The sequence below is a fragment of the Streptomyces sp. NPDC059788 genome (assembly GCF_042732265.1).
In the GTDB taxonomy this organism is placed as follows: domain Bacteria; phylum Actinomycetota; class Actinomycetes; order Streptomycetales; family Streptomycetaceae; genus Streptomyces.
Genome location: NZ_JBHWHY010000068.1, coordinates 18,799 through 38,546, shown reverse-complemented (window position 1 = coordinate 38,546; position 19,748 = coordinate 18,799). Strand labels below are relative to the sequence as shown.

Below are 19,748 nucleotides of genomic sequence, written 5' to 3'. Positions count from 1 at the left end.
ACCTCATGAAGCGCGACCGCCGCGTGGCCGGCCTCACCGAGCACCACCCCACCGAGCCGCCCCCCTCCGAGCCACGTCCCGAAGGGCACCGTCCCGCCCGGCGGCGGCTCACCGGGCGCGGCCTCCCCGGGCGCGGCCTCCCCGGGCGCGGCCGGAGCGCCGCCGCCGGCCTGCGGCCACCCCTGGCCCTGGCCGTGCCCGCCGTCCTGGCGGTGGTGTTCCTGCTGATGCCCATGGCGGGCATCCTCACCCGTACGTCCTGGGGCGACCTCGGCACCCACCTGACCTCCGCCGAGGTCACCGAGGCCCTGCGGATCTCGCTGGTCGTGTCCCTCTGGGCGCTGGGCCTGTCCCTGCTGCTCGGGGTGCCGCTCGCCTGGCTGCTGGCGCGCGTCGACTTCCCCGGCAAGTCCGTGGTGCGCTCCCTGGTGCTGCTGCCCATGGTGCTGCCGCCGACCGTCGGCGGGGTGGCGCTGCTCCTCGGGTTCGGCCGGCGGGGCCTGCTGGGCGGCTGGCTGGACAGCTGGTTCGGCGTACAACTGCCGTTCCACACCGCGGGCGCGGTGGTCGCCGCGACGTTCGTGTCGATGCCGTTCCTGGTGATCAGCCTCGAAGGCGCACTGGCCGGGCTGCACGAACGCTACGAGGAGACGGCCGCCTCGCTCGGCGCCGGGCCGCTGCGCGTCTTCCGCACCGTCACCCTCCCCATGATCGCCCCCGGGCTCGCCGCCGGGGCGGCCCTGACCTGGGCGCGGGCGCTCGGCGAGTTCGGCGCGACGATCACCTTCGCGGGCAATCTGCCGGGCGTCACCCAGACCCTGCCCCTCCAGGTCTATCTGCTCCTCCAGGACAGCCCCGAGGCCGCCACCTCCGTCTCCCTCCTGCTGCTCGTCATCGCGATGGCCGTCCTGGTCGCCCTGCGCGGCCGATGGGCGGGCGGGGGCGGCACGGCCCGGGGGCGCACGAGCGGCGCGGTGACGCGTACGGACGCGACGGGCGGCGGAGCACCGGATGCCGGCGGCACGTGGCCCGACCACATGACCGGCGCATCCGCCGCCTCCGGCACGCCCGCCACCCCGGGCCCGCCCACCGCCACCACCGCGCACGCCGAGGCCGCCGACGCGGGCCCCACCGCCCCCGGCGGGCCCGATGACGGCTCCGGTACCGGGCGGTGGCCGCTGCACGCGGACGTCACGGGCTTCAACCGGCTCACCCTCGATGCCGCCCCGGGCACCACCATCGCCGTCGTGGGCCCCAACGGCGCGGGCAAGACCACGCTGTTGCGCGCCCTCCTCGGTCTCACCCCCCGGGCGCACGCCGTACTGACCCTCGGCGCGCGGGACGTCACCGCGCTGCCGCCGCACCGCCGCGGCGTCGCCTGGGTCCCGCAGGACGGTGCGCTGTTCCCGCATCTGACGGCCCTGGGCAACACGGCGTACGGGCTGCGCGCCCACGGCACCGGCCGCGCCGAGGCCCGCCGCGAGGCCCAGCTGTGGCTGGACCGGCTCGGCGTCGGCCACCTCGCGCACCGCCGCCCCGCCCAGCTCTCCGGCGGCCAGGCCGGACGGGTCGCGCTGGCCCGCGCGCTGGCCGCCCGCCCGCGCCTGCTGCTGCTGGACGAGCCGCTGGCCGCCCTCGACCAGAGCACCCGGGCGCACGTCCGGCACACCCTGCGCCGCCACTTGGCGGGCTTCGGCGGCGTCTGCCTGATGGTCACGCACGACCCGGTCGAAGCGGTCTCGCTCGCCGACCGCGTACTGGTCCTGGAGGACGGGCGCGCCCTCCAGGACGCCGCGCCCGCCGAGGTGACCCGCCATCCGCGCTCGCCGTGGGTGGCGCGGATGCTGGGCCGCAACGCCTGGCCGGGCACCGCCACCGACGACGGCCTGCGGCTCGCGGGCGCCGGGCGGCTGGTGGCCGCCGACCCGCTGCCCGAGGGCACCGGCGCACTGGCGATCATCGGTCCCGAAGCGGTCTCCGTGCACCGGGCGCGCCCCTCCGGCAGCCCCCGCAACGTCTGGCCGGGACGGGTACGGGAGATCACCGCGCTCGGCAGCCGGCTGCGGGTCCTGGTCGCTTCGCCCGAGGTCCCCGACCTGGTCGGGGAGATCACCCCGCAGGCCGCGGCGGAACTCGGCCTGGCCGAGGACGCCGAGGTCTGGGTGAGCGTGAAGGCGACCGAGGTGACGCTCGTACCGGTGTGAGCCGGGTGGTGCGGGCCGACGTACCGTACCCGGTCCCGACCCTGCCCACGCATGGCGGTGTTGCGCCGTCCGAGGGGGTCCGTGCGCGGCGCGTGCGGACCTCCGCCGCGCGTGCCCCCGGCCCCTGGATGCGCTCCACCGGCACCCCCGGCTCGGACAAGCGCTCGATACGCCCGGGCAGGCCATGCGCTCCGGCTCCGGGGGTGCGCCCCTACCCGGCAGAGGGGGGCGCCATGCGGAGCCGTCGGCCCCCGCTCCGGCGGTGAGGAGGCAGGCCGCGGCGGGCGGGCGCTTCCGCGCGCTCTGACGGTGCGAACCATGGCCGTGGTTGTCTCTTACTCGTCGAATTCATGACGGCCCGGAAAACGCGGCGCAGGAACTCGGTGAAAACGCGGGAGAAATTCCGCGCGGCAGCCGGGAAAGGGCGGGCGGGAACGGACGTCATGCATCCCCATAGCCGCCGGGAAACCGCGCGGTGAGCGACGGGAGCAGGTCGATGGAATATCCTCAGGGATCGGAAACGAGCGGACGCGGTGAGGTCCGGGGGCGCGGGGCCCGGGGAGCGACGGCGGCAGCGGTCCTGCTGGCGGCCGGCGCGTTGAACGTGGCGGCCGAAGGGCCGGCCGAGGCGCGCAGCGGTGCCACCTGGGACCGCCTGGCGGGCTGCGAGAGCGGCGGCAACTGGCGGGCCGACACCGGGAACGGCTTCTCGGGCGGGCTGCAGTTCGCCCACTCCACGTGGCGTTCCTTCGGGGGCGGCAAGTACGCCTCCCGGGCGTCGCGGGCCTCCCGGGCACAGCAGATCAGGGTGGCGGAACGGGTGCTGGCCCGCCAGGGCTGGGGCGCGTGGCCGGCCTGCTCGGCCCGGCTGGGCCTGCGCTCGTCCGGCGTGCGGCAGAGCACCGCGCCGCGGCAGGCCGCGCAGCGCGCCGGCTCCCCGGCCCGCGCCAACGGCAACGGCCGGGCCCGGGAGCGGCTGCGCGCTCCCCAGTACCGGCACCACAGGTCCGGCAGCCGGTACGACCAGCACAAGCAGTACAAGGCCCGGCCGCAGCGGAAATCAGGTCAGCATGTCGTCAATCCCGGGGAGACGGTCAGCCGTATCGCGTATGCATACGGCTGGGGCTGGCAGGAGTTCTACCGCCTGAACCGCCAGGTAATCGGCGCGAATCCGAACCTCATCTATCCGGGAATGCGGCTGGACGTCCGGCGTCCGGGCACCGGCTGACCGGGTAGTTCCGCGGCACGTATTTCCTTCCCACCCTCCCGGGAATTCTTCGTGACGGAGTTCCCCGGAGCGGCGGCCCGGCTGGGGGCGGGCGGGCCGCCGCGGGAAGCGGTGGGTTCCGGCAGGCCGTCCGTGGCGCCGCGGACGGCCTGCACAGACCCGCTCCGGCGGGCGTTTTCCCGGCCCACCCGGCTCTCCCGGGACACCCGGCTCTCCCCGGTCACCCGGAGGAGCGCCGCCGCCGCACCTCGTAGGCGGCCAGGACCACGCCCACCGTGAGCAGGCTCAGCCAGAACTGCGCCCGGCTGTCCGGCAGAACGGCCATCGCCACGATCACCGTGGCCATCAGCGCGACGGTGGCCCGGCTGAGCCAGGGGAACAGCCACATCCGCAGCGTCAGCCGCTGCGGTTCCTCGCGTTCCAGCGTGCGGCGCAGGCGGAGCTGGGCGATCGCGATCGCCAGGTAGACGAACAGGGCGATGGCACCGTAGGAGTTGATCAGGAACCGGAAGACGACGTCGGGGGACGCCCACGCCGCGATCACCGACAGATAGCCGGCGGACGTCCCGGTGAGCAGCGCCCGGCGCGGCACCCCGCCGCGGCTGAGCCGGGTGAAGCCGCGCGGCGCGTCCCCGTTGCGGGTCAGGGCGAACAGCATCCGCGACGAGGTGTACAGCGCGGAGTTCAGGCAGGAGAGCACCGCGATCAGGACGACGGCGTTCATGACGGTGGCGGCGGCGGGCACGTCCAGCCGGTCCAGCACCGCGGCGTACGGACTGATCTCGACGGCCCGGGACGTCCACGGCACGACCGCCACGACGACGAGGACCGACAGCACGTAGAAGCCCACCACGCGCAGCACGATCGAGCGGATCGCCGCCGCCACGGCGCGCTCCGGCTCCACCGACTCGGCCGCCGCGATGGTCACGATCTCCGCGCCGGTGAAGAAGCCGACACACGGCACGACCGCCGCGAGGACCGCGCCGACGCCTTCGGGCGCGAAGCCGCCGGAGTCGGTGAGGTGTGCCAGGCCGCCGTGCGCCTGCGGCCACAGTCCGGTCAGGTACAGCGCGCCGAGGAAGAGGAACACGACGATCGCGATGACCTTGACCGACGAGAACCAGTACTCGAACTCGCCGAAGGAGCGGGCCGAGACCAGGTTGGTCGCGGTCAGCAGCGCCATCAGCGCCAGGCTGACGGCCCACAGCGGCACGCCGGGCAGCCACAGCCGTACGATCCGGCCGCCCGCCACCGCCTCGACGGCCACCACGATCACGAAGAAGTACCAGTACAGCCAGCCGACCGTGAAGCCGGCGCGGTGCCCCAGGGCCTCGCGCACATGGGCGTAGAACGAGCCGAGGGCCGGCCGGGCCACCGTCATCTCCGCCAGCATCCGCATGATCAGGACGGTGAGGAGACCGGCCGCGAGGAACGACAGCACGGCGGCCGGGCCGGTGGCCCGGATGACCACGCCGCTGCCCACGAAGAGGCCCGCGCCGATGACACCGCCCAACGCGATCAGGTTCATGTGGCGGCGCCGGAGGCCCTTGCGCAGTTCCGCGCCGGCCTGCCCGCCGTCCGGCGCCGCGGCCGGTGCGGTCTCCCGTGATGTTCCCGTACTCATGCGGGCCGACGCTATCGGCGCAATCATGCGGGGCTGTTGCCGCAGTGTTTCGGCTGCCGGGTCGGCGCGCAGGCTGAGGGCCGGGTGGGGCCGACACCACGGCAAGGGACGCAACCCCGGATTGCCCGAGGCGCGACCGTCCGTGGTCGGCCGAAGGACCGGGTATCCCGTACGCCCCGATGATGACCACGTCCCCCTCGCGTAGGACCGGAGGCATACGCGACGACCAATCCGTGGAGGGATTCGCCGCACCCCCGTCCGCTCGTAGCTTCGTGATCAAGCATTTGCGCGATCAGGAGGCCACGGAAGACATGTACGGCAAGGCATTCGCCCCGGAGTACCAAGGCGCGATAGGCGCGGCCCTGAACGTGAACTCCTCCTACGAGGACGTGCTCGCCACGGCGGGCCGCGCACGCCGCACCGCCCGCACGGACCTGGAGCGGGCCCGCGCCTCGCTCGCCGTCGCCGAGGCCAACCGGCGCCTGGGACGGGTGGCGGACGCGCGCACGGCCTGGCACGACAGCTACCGCAGCGCCCGCGCCGCCGGCGACCTGGGCGCGATGTCCTGGGCGCTGTGGAGCGGCGGCACCCTCGCCCGGCAGTGCGGCTCCCTCGCGCTCGCCCGCCGGCTGCTGGCCCTGGCCGTCGCCTTCGCCGACGAGGGCGGCGACCGCCTGGCACACGGCTACTCCCTCGCCGGACTCGCCGAGACCGGCCGCATACAGGGCGACTACGCGGCCGTCGCCGACCTGCACGAGCAACTGCTCGAACAGGCACGGGCGCACGGCGAGGCCCGCCACATGGTGTGGGCGATGTCCGGCATCGCGCAGATGCACCGCAACACCGGCGGATACGCCAAGGCCCTGGAACTGTTCGAGGAGGCCGCGCGGATCGCCGCCGACGGCGACGACGCACGGGGCCGCGCCTGGTCGCTGCGCGGCGTCGCCGACGTGCTGTCCGTCCAGGGCGACACGGAGCGGGCCCTGTCCCTGCTCACCGAGGCCGAGACGATCTGCCGCACCATGGACCTGGCGAGCGCCCTGGCCTACAACCACAAGATGCGCGGCAACGTCCTGTTCCGCGCGGGGCGTTACGCCGAGGCCTGCGAGGTCTACGCCGGCGCGCTGCGCGAGTTCGACGAGATGTACGAGCCGCGCGGCTCCGCCCTCTCCCGCCTCGGGCTGGTCAAGTCCCGCTCCCGCATGGGCGGCTCGAAGGACGAGACGCTCGCCGAACTGGACGAGCTGGAGCGCGACTTCGGGCGGATCGGGCTGCGGCACGCCCGCGACATGGTCATCGCGTTCCGCGCGGAGCTGCTGCCGTCGGCGGCAGGAACTCCCGCAGCTCCGTCCGGTGCCACCACGCGCCGGTCTCCCGCAGTTCCCGCCACGTCGTGAAGCGGTACTGGAACAGCCGGGCCCGCACCAGTTTCGGCGGGGCGTCCGGGAACGGGTTGTGGCGCAGCAGCCGCAGCGTGTCCGGGTCGTTCGCCAGCAGGCGCGTCACGAAGGGCCCGAACCAGCTGCGCGCGTAGGCGGGGGAGAGGGCCGCGAACCACATCAGCCAGTCCAGGCGGAGGTGGTACGGCGCGTACGGGCGCGGCAGGCGGCGCACGTCGCCCGGCTTGCCCCGGAACCCGTACTCCCGCCAGACCGCGTCCGGCGAGGGCACCGCCGAGTCGGTGCCCTCGATCACGATCTCCCGGCGTACGCGGGTGACGCTGCCGAAGGCTCCGTAGGAGTTGACCAGGTGCAGCGGGTCGAACGAGGTGTTCATCAGCTGGCGGCGGGAGAGCAGATTGCGTACCGGACGGTAGCTGCGGTAGGCCACGAAGACGGTGACGGCCACGGTCAGCACCGCGAACCAGACCGGGGCGGGGGCGGACGCGGGCGGCGCGGCGAGCCGGGAGGCGTCCACGGCGGACAGCGCCAGGGCGATGGTCAGCCAGTTCAGCCAGGCGAAGTTGCCGGACAGTACGAGCCACAGCTGCGTCAGGGCGATGCCCAGCGCCGCCCAGGTGGCCACCGGCTGCGGCGTGCACAGCAACACCGGCAGACCCAGTTGCGCGACGTGGTTGGCGGCGGTCTCGACGCGGTGCAGCGGCTTGGGCAGCCGGTGGAAGAACCAGCTCAGCGGGCCCGGCATCGGCTGCGTCTCGTGGTGGTAGTACAGGCAGGTCAGATCGCGCCAGCAGCGGTCGCCGCGCATCTTGATCAGCCCGGCCCCGAACTCCACCCGGAACAGCAGCCAGCGCAGCAGCCACATCACGAGCACCGGCGGCGCCGTGTCGTCGTTGCCGAGGAAGACGGCCAGGAAGCCGGTCTCCAGCAGCAGCGACTCCCAGCCGAAGCCGTACCAGGTCTGCCCGACGTTGACGATCGAGAGGTACATCGCCCACAGCACCGCCCACATCGCCATCGCCGCCGCCTGCGGCACGGCGTCCGCCGCCCCGGCGGCCACGGCAGCGGCCAGCACGGCACCGGCCCAGGACCACAGGGCGAAGAACCGGTCCGAGTAACGCCACTGGAAGACCGAGGGCGCCTTCCGGAACGGCGCCCGGCGCAGGAAGTCCGGCACCGGCGTCATCCCGCGCGCGCCCATGAGCGCCCGGAACTGCCGCGCCGCCGCCACGAACGCCACCAGGTACAGCACGGCCAGCATCCGCTGGAACACCAGCCGGCCCAGCCATGCGTCGCTCTCCGTGAACCAGTCCACGGGACATCCCTAGCACCGTGGGGGCACCTCGCCACCGGTCCGGCACGCGGCGCGCACGAGATGTACCGGACCGCCGCACCGTGCAGGCTGGGGGCATGCCCGAACTGCCGGAAGTCGAAGCCCTGCGGGAATTCCTGGCCGGGCGCGCCGTCGGCCGCGTCCTGGAGCGCGCCCAGCCGACCGCCGTCAACGTGCTCAAGACCTACGACCCGCCGCTGACCGCCCTGGAAGGCGGCACGATCACGGCGGTGGGGCGGCACGGGAAGTTCCTGGACCTCACCGTCGGCGGCCTGCACCTGGTGGTCCATCTGGCCCGCGCCGGCTGGCTGCGCTGGCAGGACGCCCTGCCCGAGGCCCCGCCGCGGCCCGGCAAAGGGCCGCTGGCGCTGCGCGTACGGCTCGGCGCCGAAGGGACCGGCCCGGCGCCCGGCTTCGACCTCACCGAGGCCGGTACGCAAAAGCGGCTGGCCGTCTACTGCGTGACGGACCCCGCGCAGGTCCCCGGTGTGGCCCGGCTGGGCCCCGACCCGCTCGCGGCGGACTTCACCGAGGAGTCCCTGGCGGCGCTGCTCAAGGGGGAGCGGCGCCAGATCAAGGGCGTACTGCGGGATCAGAGCGTGCTGGCCGGTATCGGCAACGCCTACTCGGACGAGATCCTGCACGCGGCACGGATGTCGCCCTTCAAGGCCGCCGCGCGACTCGGCGCCGAGGACACCGCCCGGCTCCACGCCGCCCTGCGGGACACGCTCGCGGAGGCCGTGGAACGGTCCAGGGGGGTCGCTGCCGGGCAGCTCAAGAAGGAGAAGAAGACCGGTCTGCGGGTGCACGGCCGCACCGGCGAGCCGTGCCCGGTCTGCGGCGACACCATCCGCGAGGTCTCCTTCAGCGACTCCTCGCTCCAGTACTGCCCCACCTGCCAGACCGGGGGCAAGCTGCTGGCCGACCGGCGGATGTCCCGGCTGCTGAAGTAGGGGCCGTCGGCGCGCCCCCGGACATCCGTCCAGGCGCCGCGGGTCTGCCGACCGCTTCGCGTACGTCACCTGCGTACCGCTTCGCATACGTCAACCGGGTGAACGCCGGACAGGCACCCGGACGTCGGGGGCCGGTGCGTGCCGCAGGCCCCGCGGGGCCTGCGGGGCCCGGCCCGGCAGCGATGGGCGGCTCCAGGCGGAATCTAGGTGTTCTCCCCGTCTTGGCTGCATACCTGGTAAATGTCGAGCGCGCACCGGTCGCGGTCGTTAATCTGGTGGACGACGGACGACCTGTCTGGGAGATGCCAACACCCTTGGCCCGTCGCGGGAAGCGCCGCAAACCCTGGCCGACATCCCGGTTTGTGCGAAGGCGCCACCGCGTCGGAAGTGTTCCCTCGATTGAAGGAGTGCGTGGTGGCATTGGAAAACGCGCAACGCAAGCAGCCGCGGCCCAAGCGGGGCGAGCGGCCGGGCCGGATCAGGGAAGTCCGCAATCTGGAGGTCTGGGGCCGCTGTGTCCCGGTCAGGGTCGCGGGCTGTGACGACGATCCCGCCGAGCCCCATATCTTCCGCGGCATCGACTGACGGTCCTGGCGCCGGCCGGTGCGTCCGCAGGCCGCCGAGGCCCGCGGACACCGGCCCGCCGACGCCGGGTTCCGGCGCCGGCGGGGTCACGGTTGGCGGCCGAGCAGGCACAGCAGCCGGGTGAGGTCGTCGGCGCCGGACGGCGGCGTCACGGGATCGGCGAACATCGGCGTGCCCGCGAGTTCGTCCGCGTACGGCCCGACCTCGCGCAGCGCGGCGCCCGCCAGCTCCGGCGGCAGGTTCTCGTCGGCGCCGATCGCCCGCGACAGGTCCCAGGAGTGGACCACCGCGTCCATCATCATCTGCGAGCAGTACGCGTCGGCCGTGCCGGTCCCGGACGACAGGTGGACCGTACGGTCCAGCGCGCCCGGCTCGGAGAAGGCCGCCACCGCGGCCACCGCCGCCCGGTCCCACGCGCCGGCCGGGTCGTCGCCGAGCTGATCGCCGTCGTACGCGTCCCCGACCTCCTCGATCGTTGCGCCGTCCCGCACCAGCCGGGGCACCCACAGCTGTTCCACCGTCAGGTGGCCGACCAGATCCCGCACCGACCACGCGTCGCACGGCGTCGGGGCGTCCCACTGGTCGTCGCGCACCCGGTGGACCCGGCTGCCGAACAGCGCGATGGCCTCGCCGTGCCGGCGCAGGAGCCGGTCGTGGTCCTCCGTCCCGCCCGAATCGGAACCGTTCCTGTCCTTTTCGTGTTGGCTCATGTCCACCGAGGATAGGAGCGGGTACGGCGACCACCACGACGCGACGCACGGTACGCGCGCGAGGGATGACGCGGGACGGATGGCCACGGGGTCGGTCATGTCCATGCCTGGCAGGCCCGCGCCTCGGACCTCCCGCACCGGACAGCGGCCGGGCGCCCCCGGACCACCGGCGCCTTTCCCGCACCGCCCCCCTGTCCCGATTCCGTACTGACGGCATGTCAGCACCCTGGCGGGACAGCGGAACCGCCTGTTCAATGACCCCGAGCCGCAACCGTCTGGAGGCTGCATGGACGTCGCCGCCACGCCCCCCGCCATCCGCTGCGCCGGAGTCGAGCGCAGCTATCCCGACTTCCACGAACGGTCCGCGCGCATCGCCTCCGGGCTGCGCGCGCTGGGCGTCGAACCCGGGGAGCGGATCGCGATCGTGATGCGCAACGAGCCCGCGTACCTGGAGATCGCCGCCGGGGCGGCCCGGCTGGGCGCCTCGGCCGTACCCGTCAACTGGCACTTCCGGCACGACGAACTGCGCCATGTGCTCGGCGACAGCGACAGCAAGGTCGTCTTCGCACACACCGACCTGCTGCCGGGAGTCGCGGCCGCGCTTCCCGCGCGGGCCCGCCTCATCGAGGTCCCGGTACCCGAGGGCACCGCCGCGGCCTGCGGCTTCCCGCCGCCGCCCGTGGCCGGCGGGCATCCCCTCCTGGACCCCTGGCTGGCCGGCCACCCGCCGCTCGCCGAGGCGGCCGCCCGCCGGCCGTCCACCGTCATCTACAGCTCGGGCACCACCGGACGGCCCAAGGGAGTGCTGCGCGATCCCGTCGGCGAGGAACAACTCGCGGACGCCGTGGCCAAGTTCTTCGAGTACTTCGCGGTGCGCCCCGGTGGCCGTACCCTGATCCCCGCGCCGCTCTACCACGCCTCACCCAGCCAGCACGCCGTCCTCGCCGTGGCCGGCGGCCTGGACATCACCCTGATGCCGCGCTTCGACGCCGAGGAGTTCCTGCGGCTCGTCGAGCGCCACCGCATCCAGCAGGCACAGGTGGTCCCGACCATGTTCGTACGGCTGCTGCGGCTGCCCAAGGAGGTCCGCGAGCGCTACGACCTGTCCTCGCTCACCTCGGTCGTGCACGCCGCCGCGCCCTGTCCGCCGCACATCAAGCACGCGATGATCGACTGGCTGGGCCCGGTGCTGCGCGAGTACTACGGCGGCAGCGAGACCGGCGCCGTGACCTGGTGCGACAGCCAGGAGTGGCTGGCGCACCCCGGCACGGTCGGCCGCGCCGAGGGGACCTGCTCGGTGGTGGTCCTGGGCCCCGACGGGACGCAGCTGCCCACCGGCCGGACCGGTGAGGTCTACATCAGGCCGTCCGACACCTGGCCGCAGTTCACCTATCTCGGTGACCCCGTCAAACGCGCGGCGATGGAGGCCGAGCGGCTGCCCGGCTACGTCACGATCGGCGACATCGGCCACCTCGACGCCGACGGCTACCTCTACCTCAGCGACCGCCGCAACGACATGGTCATCTCCGGCGGCGTCAACATCTGTCCGGCCGAGATCGAGGGCTGCCTGCTCGCCCTCGACGGGGTGCGCGACGTGGCCGTGTTCGGCATCCCCGACGAGGAGTTCGGCGAGGTCCTCGCCGCCCACGTCGAGCCCGAACCGGGCGCCGCGCTCACCACCGAGGACGTACGGGCCCAGGTCGCCGACCGGCTCGCCTCGTACAAGGTCCCCAGAACGGTGGTCTTCGAGGACAGCCTGCCCCGCGACGAATCCGGCAAGCTGTTCAAGCGGAGGCTGCGCATCCCGTACTGGGCCGGGCGCGACCGCACGATCTGACCCGGCTGTGCCGGCGGCGGGGCCAAGTCGCCGCAAACCGTACGCCGGTGCCGGGCCCGCCCCGTTCACCACGATGGCGGAAAAGATCGGCAAAGCGCAGGCAACCCGCGGATCACGTGCTCCCTCTTCCCGGTCAACCGGATCGGACCGAGAAGGGACGTAAGGTGAGTACGAGACTGAGACGCACTGTCGTGGCGACGGCGCTGACGGGGGCGGTGCTCCTTCCCGCGGCGCCCGTCGTGGCGCAACCCCCGCCCGTATGGGCCGACTTACGGGCCGACGTCGACCGCGACGGCGTGGTGGACGTCACCGGGCACTTTGACGAAGCCGGCGAGGACCGGTGGACACCGGCCCGCGGCGCGGTCTTCCTCCCCAACATCGACGACGACGCCCGGCGCTGCCGCACCACCGGCACCGACGGAAAGCCGCTGCCCCCAGCGGAGTTGGACCGCTGCAACGACGCGTCCGACGAGAAGGTCAACGGCGCGGAGGACGAGAAGGACCTCGCGCGGCTGCGCACGGTCCCCGTACCGAACGCCGCCGACGGGACGACGGGCACGGTCCGGATCGCTTCCGGGGCGCGTCACGTGCGCCTGTTCGTCAAGCGCCCGGCGGGCTGGGAACCGGTCACCTCCGCCACCCGGCTGTCCGCCGCCGAGCTGCGCAAGGGCGTCGAGCTGGGCCTCGAAGGCAGGGACGTCGTACGGGACCGGGCCCGGTGGGACGGCACCGCGCACATCGACTTCGCCATCTCGTCCGGCGGCACACGCAGCAGCGACCGGGTGGCGCTGCGCGTCGCACCGCTGCTGACGCACCACCACTTGCAGCGGGCTCGGCAGCTGCTGGTGACACAGCTGCCGGGCAACAGCGCGTACGAGGTCGCGCAGCGCGAGTTCGTCCGCCGACTGGAGGTGGAGGCCGAGCGGGCGGGCATCACCGAACCGCCGGTGAAGTTCACGAAGTACGACGACGTATGGGCCCAGGACTTCGTCGAGCCCGCGTACGCGAGCATGCCGGGACCCGGCGGGAAGCCGCGGTCCCTGCGCATCATGCTGCGCTCGGCCCAGGACCTCCGGGAAGCGGGCCGGCAGCTGTTCGAGAAGATGCGCGGTCCGGGCGTCGGCGTCGTGCAGCTGTGGGGCGCCGAGCCCTCCGCCGACCCGTCGCTGGACTCCATGGGCAACCTGGAGACCATTCCCCCGTACACCCACCAGGGCAGGGCCTTCCCCGCCGGGCGGATCATCATGGGCGAGCGGAAGGACAGCGGGGCCAAGCCCGCCGAGGCGGTGCGCAAGCTGCTGGAGGCGCAGGGGGTCCAGAATCCGCTGCTGCTCGACACCTCGTGGCTGGCCGTGGGCCACGTCGACGAGTTCGTACAGTTCCTTCCCGCCACCACCGCGCGCGGCTGGAAGATCGGCCTCGCCGACCCCGAGGCGGGCATGGCGATCCTCCGCGACGCCGAGGCCGCGGGCCACGGCGCGCGGCGGGTGTTCTCCGCGCCCGACGCCCCGCAGTCGCCCGCACCGAAGGAGACCATCGCGCAGGCGCTGGCGTCCGGGACCCTGCGGGCCGACAACGCTCTGGCCTCCCGGCGGATCAGGGCCAACCTGGAGTTGCTCAAGCGCGCCACCGGGGTGACCGACGCCGAGGTGGTCCGCGTCCCGGCCCTGTTCACCCGCGGAAGCGCGACCAACCAGGAAGGAGTACGGGTGCCCCGGCTGCGGCGGATGGGCCGGGACGCGCCGCCGGCGGCAGTCGAACACGGTCAGCGCGAGGGCCTCGGCGCCACGGCGCGGAGCACCACCGAGACCGGCGCCTACATCCCCGGCGCCGTCAACGGCGTCCTGCTCGGCCCGGACCGCTACCTGGCACCCCGGCAGTGGGGCCCGGTCATCGACGGCAAGGACGTCTTCGCCGAGGCGGTGACCGGCGCCTACCGGCGGGCCGGGCTGCGGGTCTCCTACATCGACGACTTCCACACGTACCACGCCGGCGGCGGCGAAGTGCACTGCGGCACCAACACCCTGCGCGACACGTCCCGGCCCTGGTGGACACCTCCGGCCGGCTGAGGAAGGCGGGGCGCCGCGCGGCCGGGGCGCCCCGCCCCACCGTCACACCCCGCCGCGCCGCATCATCTGCCGTACGATCACGTCCTTCTGGATCTCGTTGGTCCCCTCGCCGACGATCATCAGCGGCGCGTCGCGGAAGTACCGCTCCACGTCGAACTCGGTGGAGTAGCCGTACCCGCCGTGCACCCGCACCGCGTCCAGCGCGATACGCATCGCGGTCTCGGAGGCGAACAGTTTCGCCATGCCCGCCTCCAGGTCGGCGCGCTGCCCGCTGTCGTACGTACGCGCCGCGTGCAGCACCAGCTGGCGCGCCGCCGTCAGCGACGTGGCCATGTCCGCCAGGAGGCCGCCGACCGCCTGGTGCTGCCAGATCGGCCGGCCGAAGCTCTCCCGCTGCCGGGCGTGGCGTACGGAGTCCTCGAAGGCGGCCCGTCCCACCCCCACCGCCCGCGCGGCGACCTGGATGCGGCCGATTTCCAGCCCGCGCATCATCTGCCCGAAGCCCCGCCCCTCCTGGCCGCCGAGCAGCGCGTCACCGGGCACCCGGAAGCCGTCGAAGGACAGTTCACAGCTCTCCACGCCCTTGTAGCCCAGCTTGGGCAGATCACGGGAGACGGTCAGACCGGGGCCGTGCTCGGCGAGCAGGACGGACATGCCGCGGTGCGGGGGATCGGCCGCCGGGTCGGTCTTCACCAGCAGCGCGATCAGCCCGGCCCGGCGGGCGTTGGTGATCCAGGTCTTGGCCCCGTCCACGGTGTACGAGCCGTCGGCGGCGCGGCGGGCGGTCGTGCGCAGCGCCTGGAGGTCTGAGCCGCCGCCCGGCTCGGTGAGCGCCATCGCGGCCCGCACCTCCCCGGTGGCCAGCCGCGGCAGCCAGTGCGCACGCTGCCGCGGCGTCCCGTACCGGACGAGCAGCGCGCACACGACCGTATGGCCGCCCATGGTGCCCGCCAGGCTCATCCAGCCGCGGGCCAGTTCCTCGGTGACCAGGGCGAAGCAGGGCGTGGAGACGGCGGCGCCGTGCGGGGCGGGTACCGCGAGACCGAAGACGCCGAGCTGCTTCATCCGGTCGACGAGTTCCGCCGGGTAGCGGTCGGCGTGCTCCCACTCCCGTGCCACGGGCCGCACATCGCGGTCCACGAAGTCGCGTACGACGTCGACGATGGCGCGTTCCTCGGGGCCGAGCGGGTCGTAGCCGGACATGGTGCGGCCTCCTTCAGCGGGGACGGTGCTCCGTGTGTGCTGCACCTACCCGTGGCGAGAGGGCGCCCCTCCGTCAGGCCGGGACGGGTCCGGTGAGACGGGCGCGGGCCGACTCGCGGAACGCCGCGACCAGGCGGCCGCTGTCGCCGGCGCGAGTCGCCAGCAGGACGCGGCTCGGTTCGACGCCGTGCAGGGGAACGGTGGTGACGTCCGGACGCATCGTGGCGGCGCGCGCGCCGGCCGCGACGGCCACGGCCTCACCGGCGGCGATGAGTTCGAACTTCTCCTCCAGGGCGTCGATGAAGGGACCGTCGGGCGCGGGGCGCCCGTCGGGCCGGGGATCGACGCGCCAGTAGGCGTTCCAGGCCGCGTCGGCCTGCCGCAGGCGGGGCAGCGGCTCGTCGGCGATGTCGTCGAGGGTGACGGACTCCTTGCCCGCGAGGCGGTGGCCGACGGGTACGAGCAGCACCCGGGGCTCGTCGTACAGGACCGACACGTGCAGCCGGTCGGTGGGGAACGGCGCTCGGGCCACCAGCGCGTCCACCTGGTGGTCGAGCAGCGCCGTGCGGATATCGGTGCAGGCCACGAACTGGCTGTGCACCTCGGCGTCCGGATGCCGGAGGCGCAGGTCGCGTACGGCAGGCGTGACGATGACGCCCGTGCTGTAGCCGACGGTGATCCGGGACGGGGCGGAGGCGGCGCGGACGCCGGCCACGGCCTGCGCGGCGGAGCGCAGCAGCGCCTCGGCACGGGGCAGAAAGACCTCGCCCGCCTCGGTCAGCCTGCTGCCCCGCGGGGTGCGGTCCAGCAGACGCGCGCCCAGCTGCTGTTCGAGGCGGCGGATCTGCCGGCTCAGGGACGGCTGGGTGATGCGCAGGGCCTCGGCCGCCCGGCCGAAGTTCCGGTGTTCGGCGACGGCCGTGAAATAGCGCACGAGCCGCAGATCGAGGTCCGGTGCGGAAGCTGAGTCGGACATGTCCGAAGCGTAGTCCGATCAGCCGGGGAGTCGAGCCGGACGGCCGACCCGGCCAGCAGTGATGCTCACACCGCATGTCCCCATACGGAAGAGGCTTTGGACGCGCGGCGGTCCTCACCCGGACGATGGGAGCGCACCGGCCGGGCGCCCTGCCGCCCCTCGTCCGCCGGGTCCGCACCCCCTTTCGCCTTTCACAGGAGGATCTCAACCATGCGCGTATTCGTCACCGGAGCGACCGGATTCATCGGGTCCGCGGTCGTCCGGGACCTCCTCGAAGCCGGGCACACGGTCGTCGGCCTGGCCCGCTCGGACACGGCCGCCGCGACGCTGACGGCGGCGGGCGCGCAGGCGCACCGGGGCTCCCTGGACGACCCCGGCAGCCTGCACGACGGGGCCGTCGCGGCGGACGGCGTCATCCACCTCGCCTACTGCCACGACTTCTCGGACCGCGCGGCCTTCGCGGAAGCCGCCGAGCTGGACCTGCGTGCCGTCGAGACGCTCGGGAAGGCGCTCGAAGGCACCGGCAAACCCCTCGTCGTCACCTTGGGAACGCTGCCGGTCGCCGGGCTGGCGCCGGGCCGCACCGCAACCGAGGAGATCAGGCCCGAGCCCGGGACGGACAGCCCCCGGCTCGTGTCGGAGAACGCGGCCATGGAACTGGCCGGGCGCGGCGTGCGCGCCTCGGTCATACGGCTCGCGCCGTCCGTGCACGGCGAGGGCGACCGGGGCTTCGTCCCGCTGCTGATCGACTCCGCCCGCGCGAAGGGCGTCTCGGCCTACCTCGGCGACGGCTCCAACCGCTGGCCGGCCGTGCACCGCCGCGACGCGGCCCGCCTGTTCCGGCTGGCGCTGGAAGCCGCCCCGGCCGGCTCGGTCCTGCACGGCGTCGCCGAGGAGGCCGTGCCGTTCCGCGACATCGCCGAAACCATCGGCCGCCACCTGGGCGTGCCGGCCGCCGGCATTCCCGCGGGGGAGGCGGCGGCACACTTCGGCTTCCTCGCGGGCATGGTGCCGATCGACAACCCCACGTCGAGCACCCTGACCCGCAAGCTGCTGGGCTGGGACCCCGCACACCCGACCCTGCTCCAGGACCTCGAAGCGGGGCACTACTTCACGGGGCGGACGAGCATCTTCTGAGGGCCGGGGCGGTCGTACCGGGCCGGGCGGCGCCGACCGGGCCGGTCGGCGCCGCCCTCGCCACCGTCCACCGGTCAGCTCGGGACGATCTGCAGCTTGCGGCCGGTGCCCAGTTCGAAGGTCTTGAGCGCCTCGGCGTACTGGTCCAGCCCGAAGCGGTGCGTGATCATGGTTTCGCAGTCGATGACGCCCTTGCCCAGCATCTCGACCGCCCGGCCGTATGTGTGCAGGATCGCCATGCTGCCGACGATGCGGATCTCGTCGTTGTAGATCCGGAACGGCGAGAACCGCGCCATCTCCTGGTCGGGCGCGCAGCCGAACTGCTGGAACGTGCCGCCGCGGATCGGCCGGGTCAGGCCGTCCTCGATGGCCCGTACGTTGCCGGTGCAGTCGGTGACCACCTGCCAGCCGAGGGGGTGGTCGGCGGCCAGGGCGTCCGCGCTGGTGGCGACCGCGTCGGCGCCCAGTTGGCGGGCGACCGTCAGCCGCTCCTCGTTGATGTCGACCACCGAGACCGAGGCGGCGCCGGCCCGCTGCGCGACCTGGAGGTAGAGCAGACCCATGGTGCCCGCGCCGTAGATCAGGAAGTGGTCGCCCAGCTTGGGGCCGACGATGTCGAAGCCGCGCAGGATGGTGGACAGCGGCTCGATCAGCGGGGCGTGCTGGAGCGCGACGGTCTCGGGGAGGCGGTAGCAGTTGCCGGCCGGGACCTTGACGTACTCGGCGGCGGCGCCGTCCACCGTGATGCCGATGGTGCCCCACTTCTCGCAGAGGTTGCCGTGGCCGATGGAACAGAAGTGGCACGTACCGCAGTAGACGGCCGGGTCCGCCGCGACGGCGTCGCCCTCGGCGAAGCCGGTCACCGCGGAGCCCACCGCCACGATCTCGCCGGAGAACTCGTGCCCGGGGATGACCGGGTACCGCGTCGGCCCGAACTCGCCCGCCAGCATGTGCACGTCGGTCCCGCACAGCCCGGCGGCGGTGACCTTGACGACCACGTCGTCCGGGCCGGGCACCGGGTCCGGGACCTGGCTGACGGACAGCTTGTTCGGCTCCTCGATGACAACTGCGCGCATGGTCGTGACCGCCTTTCAGAGGGGGAGGGGAAGCGGAGGGACGGGGCTCAGGCCGCGGGCGCGCCGGGGGATATCAGGTTGCGCGACTCGACCTGCCTGATCTTCTCCACCTTGGGCGCGGAGCCGCCTCCGGCGAAGTCGGAGACCAGCCAGTGCTCCAGGCACACCAGGGCGGCCTCGACGCCCATGGTGCGGCTGCCGAAGCAGGCGATCTGCGCGTCGTTGGACTTGCGGGCGCGCTGCGCGCTGTAGCTGTCCGGGATCTGGGCGGCCCGGATGCCGGGCACCTTGTTGGCGGCGATGGCCATGCCGATGCCGGTGCCGCAGACCAGGACGGCGCGCTCGTGCTCGCCGCGCGCGACGCTGCGCGCGACCCGCTCCGCGACGTCCGGGTAGTCCTCGCCGTCCGCGGCGCTCAGGTCGGTGACCTGGTGGCCGCGTTCGGTGAGGTACGCGGCCATCGCGTCCTTCATGGCGATCGCGGCGTCGTCGGCGCCGAGGGCGATGCGGTACGTCACGGTGAACTCCCTAGGGGCAAAGGGGAAGCGGGGCGGGGGTGGTGGCCGCGGCGACTTCTTCGAGGACCTGGCGCAGGTTCGCGGTGTCGTGCGCGAGCCGGCCCAGGAACAGGCCGTCGACGCTGCCGGAGAGGCGGGCGAACGTGCCGGGTCCGGCGGTGCCGCCGTAGATGACCCGGCCGCGTACGTCGTGGTCGCGCAGGCAGGTGCCGATGGCCGAGGCCACCGCCCGTACGTGCTGCGCGGGTGCCGGTTCGCGGGCGCCGATCGCCCAGACCGGCTCATAGGCGACGATCACCTCGCTGCCGGGCTCCGCGCCGCCGAGGGCGGCCCGTACCTGGATCAGCGTCTCCTCGACGGCCCGCGCGACACCGTCGTCGTGCCGCTCGCCCGCGCAGATGACGGGCACCAGCCCGGCCCGGGTGGCGGCGCCGGTCTTGGCGGCGACGGTCGCGTCCGTCTCGCCGAAGTGGCGGCGCCGCTCCGCATGCCCGACCTCGACGTACCGGGCGCCCGCCTCGGCGAGCATCCCGGCGGAGACCTCGCCGGTCCAGGCGCCGGTCTCGGCCCAGTGGACGTCCTGGGCTCCGTACCCGACGTCCGTGCCGGCCAGCAGGTCGCGGGCGTCGGACAGGGCGGGGAAGGACGGCAGGACGAACAGGTCGACGGGCCGGGGCAGTGCGGCCAGGGCGTCCTGGAGCGCGGCCACGTCCGCGAGCCACTTCCTGGTCGCGGCCAGTCCGAAGTAGAGCTTCAGCGATACGCCGACGACCGGGCGGCGGCCCGGCCCCCCGCGCCCCCACGACCCCGGGGGCCGCCGCCCCCAGGGAGGCCACCGAACAGAGCGAACCCCGTTCAATATGCGACAAACACTAAAAGAAGTGGGGAAGTAAGA

At 73.7% G+C, this 19,748-nt stretch carries 16 protein-coding genes; 8 read left to right on the top strand and 8 right to left on the bottom strand.

Annotated elements, in window-relative coordinates; translation table 11 throughout:
* Window positions 1-5 precede the first annotated feature (5 nt).
* The gene (locus ACFV57_RS38670; RefSeq protein WP_385242615.1) at window positions 6-2,204 is read left to right on the top strand and encodes an ABC transporter permease; all 2,199 of its coding nucleotides are present in this window, start codon (window positions 6-8) and stop codon (window positions 2,202-2,204) included.
* 496 nt (window positions 2,205-2,700) lie between these two features.
* Window positions 2,701-3,432: a transglycosylase family protein gene (locus ACFV57_RS38665; protein WP_385242612.1), complete on the top strand. Its 732-nt coding sequence runs from the start codon at window positions 2,701-2,703 to the stop codon at window positions 3,430-3,432.
* A gap of 220 nt (window positions 3,433-3,652) precedes the next feature.
* Here ACFV57_RS38665 and ACFV57_RS38660 read toward each other — a convergent pair whose 3' ends face one another.
* A complete protein-coding gene (locus tag ACFV57_RS38660) occupies window positions 3,653-5,056 on the bottom strand; it encodes an amino acid permease (RefSeq protein ID WP_385242609.1) in 1,404 nt (467 codons plus the stop codon).
* 311 nt (window positions 5,057-5,367) lie between these two features.
* Between ACFV57_RS38660 and ACFV57_RS38655 the strand changes: the two genes are divergently transcribed.
* Window positions 5,368-6,453 carry a tetratricopeptide repeat protein gene (locus ACFV57_RS38655; RefSeq protein WP_385242646.1) on the top strand — a complete coding sequence of 362 codons (1,086 nt, stop codon included), beginning with the start codon at window positions 5,368-5,370 and terminating at the stop codon, window positions 6,451-6,453.
* Here the strand turns inward: ACFV57_RS38655 and ACFV57_RS38650 are convergent.
* On the bottom strand, window positions 6,350-7,771 hold the full coding sequence (locus ACFV57_RS38650; RefSeq protein ID WP_385242606.1) for a lipase maturation factor family protein: 1,422 nt from the start codon (window positions 7,769-7,771) through the stop codon (window positions 6,350-6,352). The genes ACFV57_RS38655 and ACFV57_RS38650 overlap by 104 nt on opposite strands.
* A gap of 95 nt (window positions 7,772-7,866) precedes the next feature.
* On the opposite strand from ACFV57_RS38650, the gene ACFV57_RS38645 reads away from it, so the two are divergent.
* Together ACFV57_RS38645 and ACFV57_RS38640 are read left to right on the top strand one after the other, a co-directional pair.
* Entirely contained in the window at window positions 7,867-8,742 is an 876-nt protein-coding gene (locus ACFV57_RS38645) for an Fpg/Nei family DNA glycosylase (RefSeq protein ID WP_385242604.1), read from the top strand.
* Between the two features lie 414 nt (window positions 8,743-9,156).
* Window positions 9,157-9,327: a hypothetical protein gene (locus ACFV57_RS38640; RefSeq protein ID WP_385242601.1), complete on the top strand. Its 171-nt coding sequence runs from the start codon at window positions 9,157-9,159 to the stop codon at window positions 9,325-9,327.
* 86 nt (window positions 9,328-9,413) lie between these two features.
* On the opposite strand, the gene ACFV57_RS38635 is transcribed toward ACFV57_RS38640, so the two are convergent.
* On the bottom strand, window positions 9,414-10,037 hold the full coding sequence (locus ACFV57_RS38635) for a TIGR03086 family metal-binding protein (RefSeq protein ID WP_385242598.1): 624 nt from the start codon (window positions 10,035-10,037) through the stop codon (window positions 9,414-9,416).
* A gap of 286 nt (window positions 10,038-10,323) precedes the next feature.
* Here ACFV57_RS38635 and ACFV57_RS38630 point away from each other — a divergent pair, with 286 nt between their 5' ends.
* Complete coding sequence (locus ACFV57_RS38630; protein ID WP_385242596.1) at window positions 10,324-11,874, top strand: AMP-binding protein; 1,551 nt, start codon at window positions 10,324-10,326, stop codon at window positions 11,872-11,874.
* Window positions 11,875-12,038: 164 nt separating this feature from the next.
* Entirely contained in the window at window positions 12,039-13,943 is a 1,905-nt protein-coding gene (locus ACFV57_RS38625; RefSeq protein WP_385242593.1) for a protein-arginine deiminase domain-containing protein, read from the top strand.
* Between the two features lie 42 nt (window positions 13,944-13,985).
* Here the strand turns inward: ACFV57_RS38625 and ACFV57_RS38620 are convergent, their stop codons facing one another.
* Window positions 13,986-15,146, bottom strand: a complete 1,161-nt coding sequence (locus ACFV57_RS38620; RefSeq protein ID WP_385242590.1) for an acyl-CoA dehydrogenase family protein — start codon at window positions 15,144-15,146, stop codon at window positions 13,986-13,988.
* A gap of 73 nt (window positions 15,147-15,219) precedes the next feature.
* Window positions 15,220-16,122, bottom strand: coding sequence for a LysR family transcriptional regulator (locus ACFV57_RS38615; protein WP_385242587.1), 903 nt, complete (start codon window positions 16,120-16,122; stop codon window positions 15,220-15,222).
* Window positions 16,123-16,332: 210 nt separating this feature from the next.
* Here ACFV57_RS38615 and ACFV57_RS38610 point away from each other — a divergent pair, with 210 nt between their 5' ends.
* Window positions 16,333-17,259 (top strand): SDR family oxidoreductase, encoded by a 927-nt coding sequence (locus ACFV57_RS38610; protein ID WP_385242584.1) that lies wholly within the window; start codon window positions 16,333-16,335, stop codon window positions 17,257-17,259.
* 74 nt (window positions 17,260-17,333) lie between these two features.
* Here ACFV57_RS38610 and ACFV57_RS38605 read toward each other — a convergent pair whose 3' ends face one another.
* From ACFV57_RS38605 to ACFV57_RS38595, 3 genes are read right to left on the bottom strand one after another with little or no spacing between them, the layout of a single operon-like run.
* A complete protein-coding gene (locus tag ACFV57_RS38605) occupies window positions 17,334-18,335 on the bottom strand; it encodes a zinc-dependent alcohol dehydrogenase family protein (protein WP_385242581.1) in 1,002 nt (333 codons plus the stop codon).
* Window positions 18,336-18,382: 47 nt separating this feature from the next.
* Window positions 18,383-18,853, bottom strand: coding sequence for an RpiB/LacA/LacB family sugar-phosphate isomerase (locus ACFV57_RS38600; protein WP_385242578.1), 471 nt, complete (start codon window positions 18,851-18,853; stop codon window positions 18,383-18,385).
* A 10-nt stretch (window positions 18,854-18,863) separates the two neighbouring features.
* Complete coding sequence (locus tag ACFV57_RS38595) at window positions 18,864-19,712, bottom strand: triose-phosphate isomerase family protein (protein ID WP_385242575.1); 849 nt, start codon at window positions 19,710-19,712, stop codon at window positions 18,864-18,866.
* Window positions 19,713-19,748 lie beyond the last annotated feature (36 nt).

Bases quoted from the DNA above. Each gene is read 5' to 3' on its own strand.
- ACFV57_RS38670 (WP_385242615.1), top strand. From the start codon at position 6: ATGAAGCGCGACCGCCGCGTGGCCGGCCTCACCGAGCACCACCCCACC.
- ACFV57_RS38665 (WP_385242612.1), top strand. From the start codon at position 2,701: ATGGAATATCCTCAGGGATCGGAAACGAGCGGACGCGGTGAGGTCCGG.
- ACFV57_RS38660 (WP_385242609.1), bottom strand. From the start codon at position 5,056: ATGAGTACGGGAACATCACGGGAGACCGCACCGGCCGCGGCGCCGGAC.
- ACFV57_RS38655 (WP_385242646.1), top strand. From the start codon at position 5,368: ATGTACGGCAAGGCATTCGCCCCGGAGTACCAAGGCGCGATAGGCGCG.
- ACFV57_RS38645 (WP_385242604.1), top strand. From the start codon at position 7,867: ATGCCCGAACTGCCGGAAGTCGAAGCCCTGCGGGAATTCCTGGCCGGG.
- ACFV57_RS38635 (WP_385242598.1), bottom strand. From the start codon at position 10,037: ATGAGCCAACACGAAAAGGACAGGAACGGTTCCGATTCGGGCGGGACG.
- ACFV57_RS38630 (WP_385242596.1), top strand. From the start codon at position 10,324: ATGGACGTCGCCGCCACGCCCCCCGCCATCCGCTGCGCCGGAGTCGAG.
- ACFV57_RS38620 (WP_385242590.1), bottom strand. From the start codon at position 15,146: ATGTCCGGCTACGACCCGCTCGGCCCCGAGGAACGCGCCATCGTCGAC.
- ACFV57_RS38615 (WP_385242587.1), bottom strand. From the start codon at position 16,122: ATGTCCGACTCAGCTTCCGCACCGGACCTCGATCTGCGGCTCGTGCGC.
- ACFV57_RS38610 (WP_385242584.1), top strand. From the start codon at position 16,333: ATGCGCGTATTCGTCACCGGAGCGACCGGATTCATCGGGTCCGCGGTC.
- ACFV57_RS38605 (WP_385242581.1), bottom strand. From the start codon at position 18,335: ATGCGCGCAGTTGTCATCGAGGAGCCGAACAAGCTGTCCGTCAGCCAG.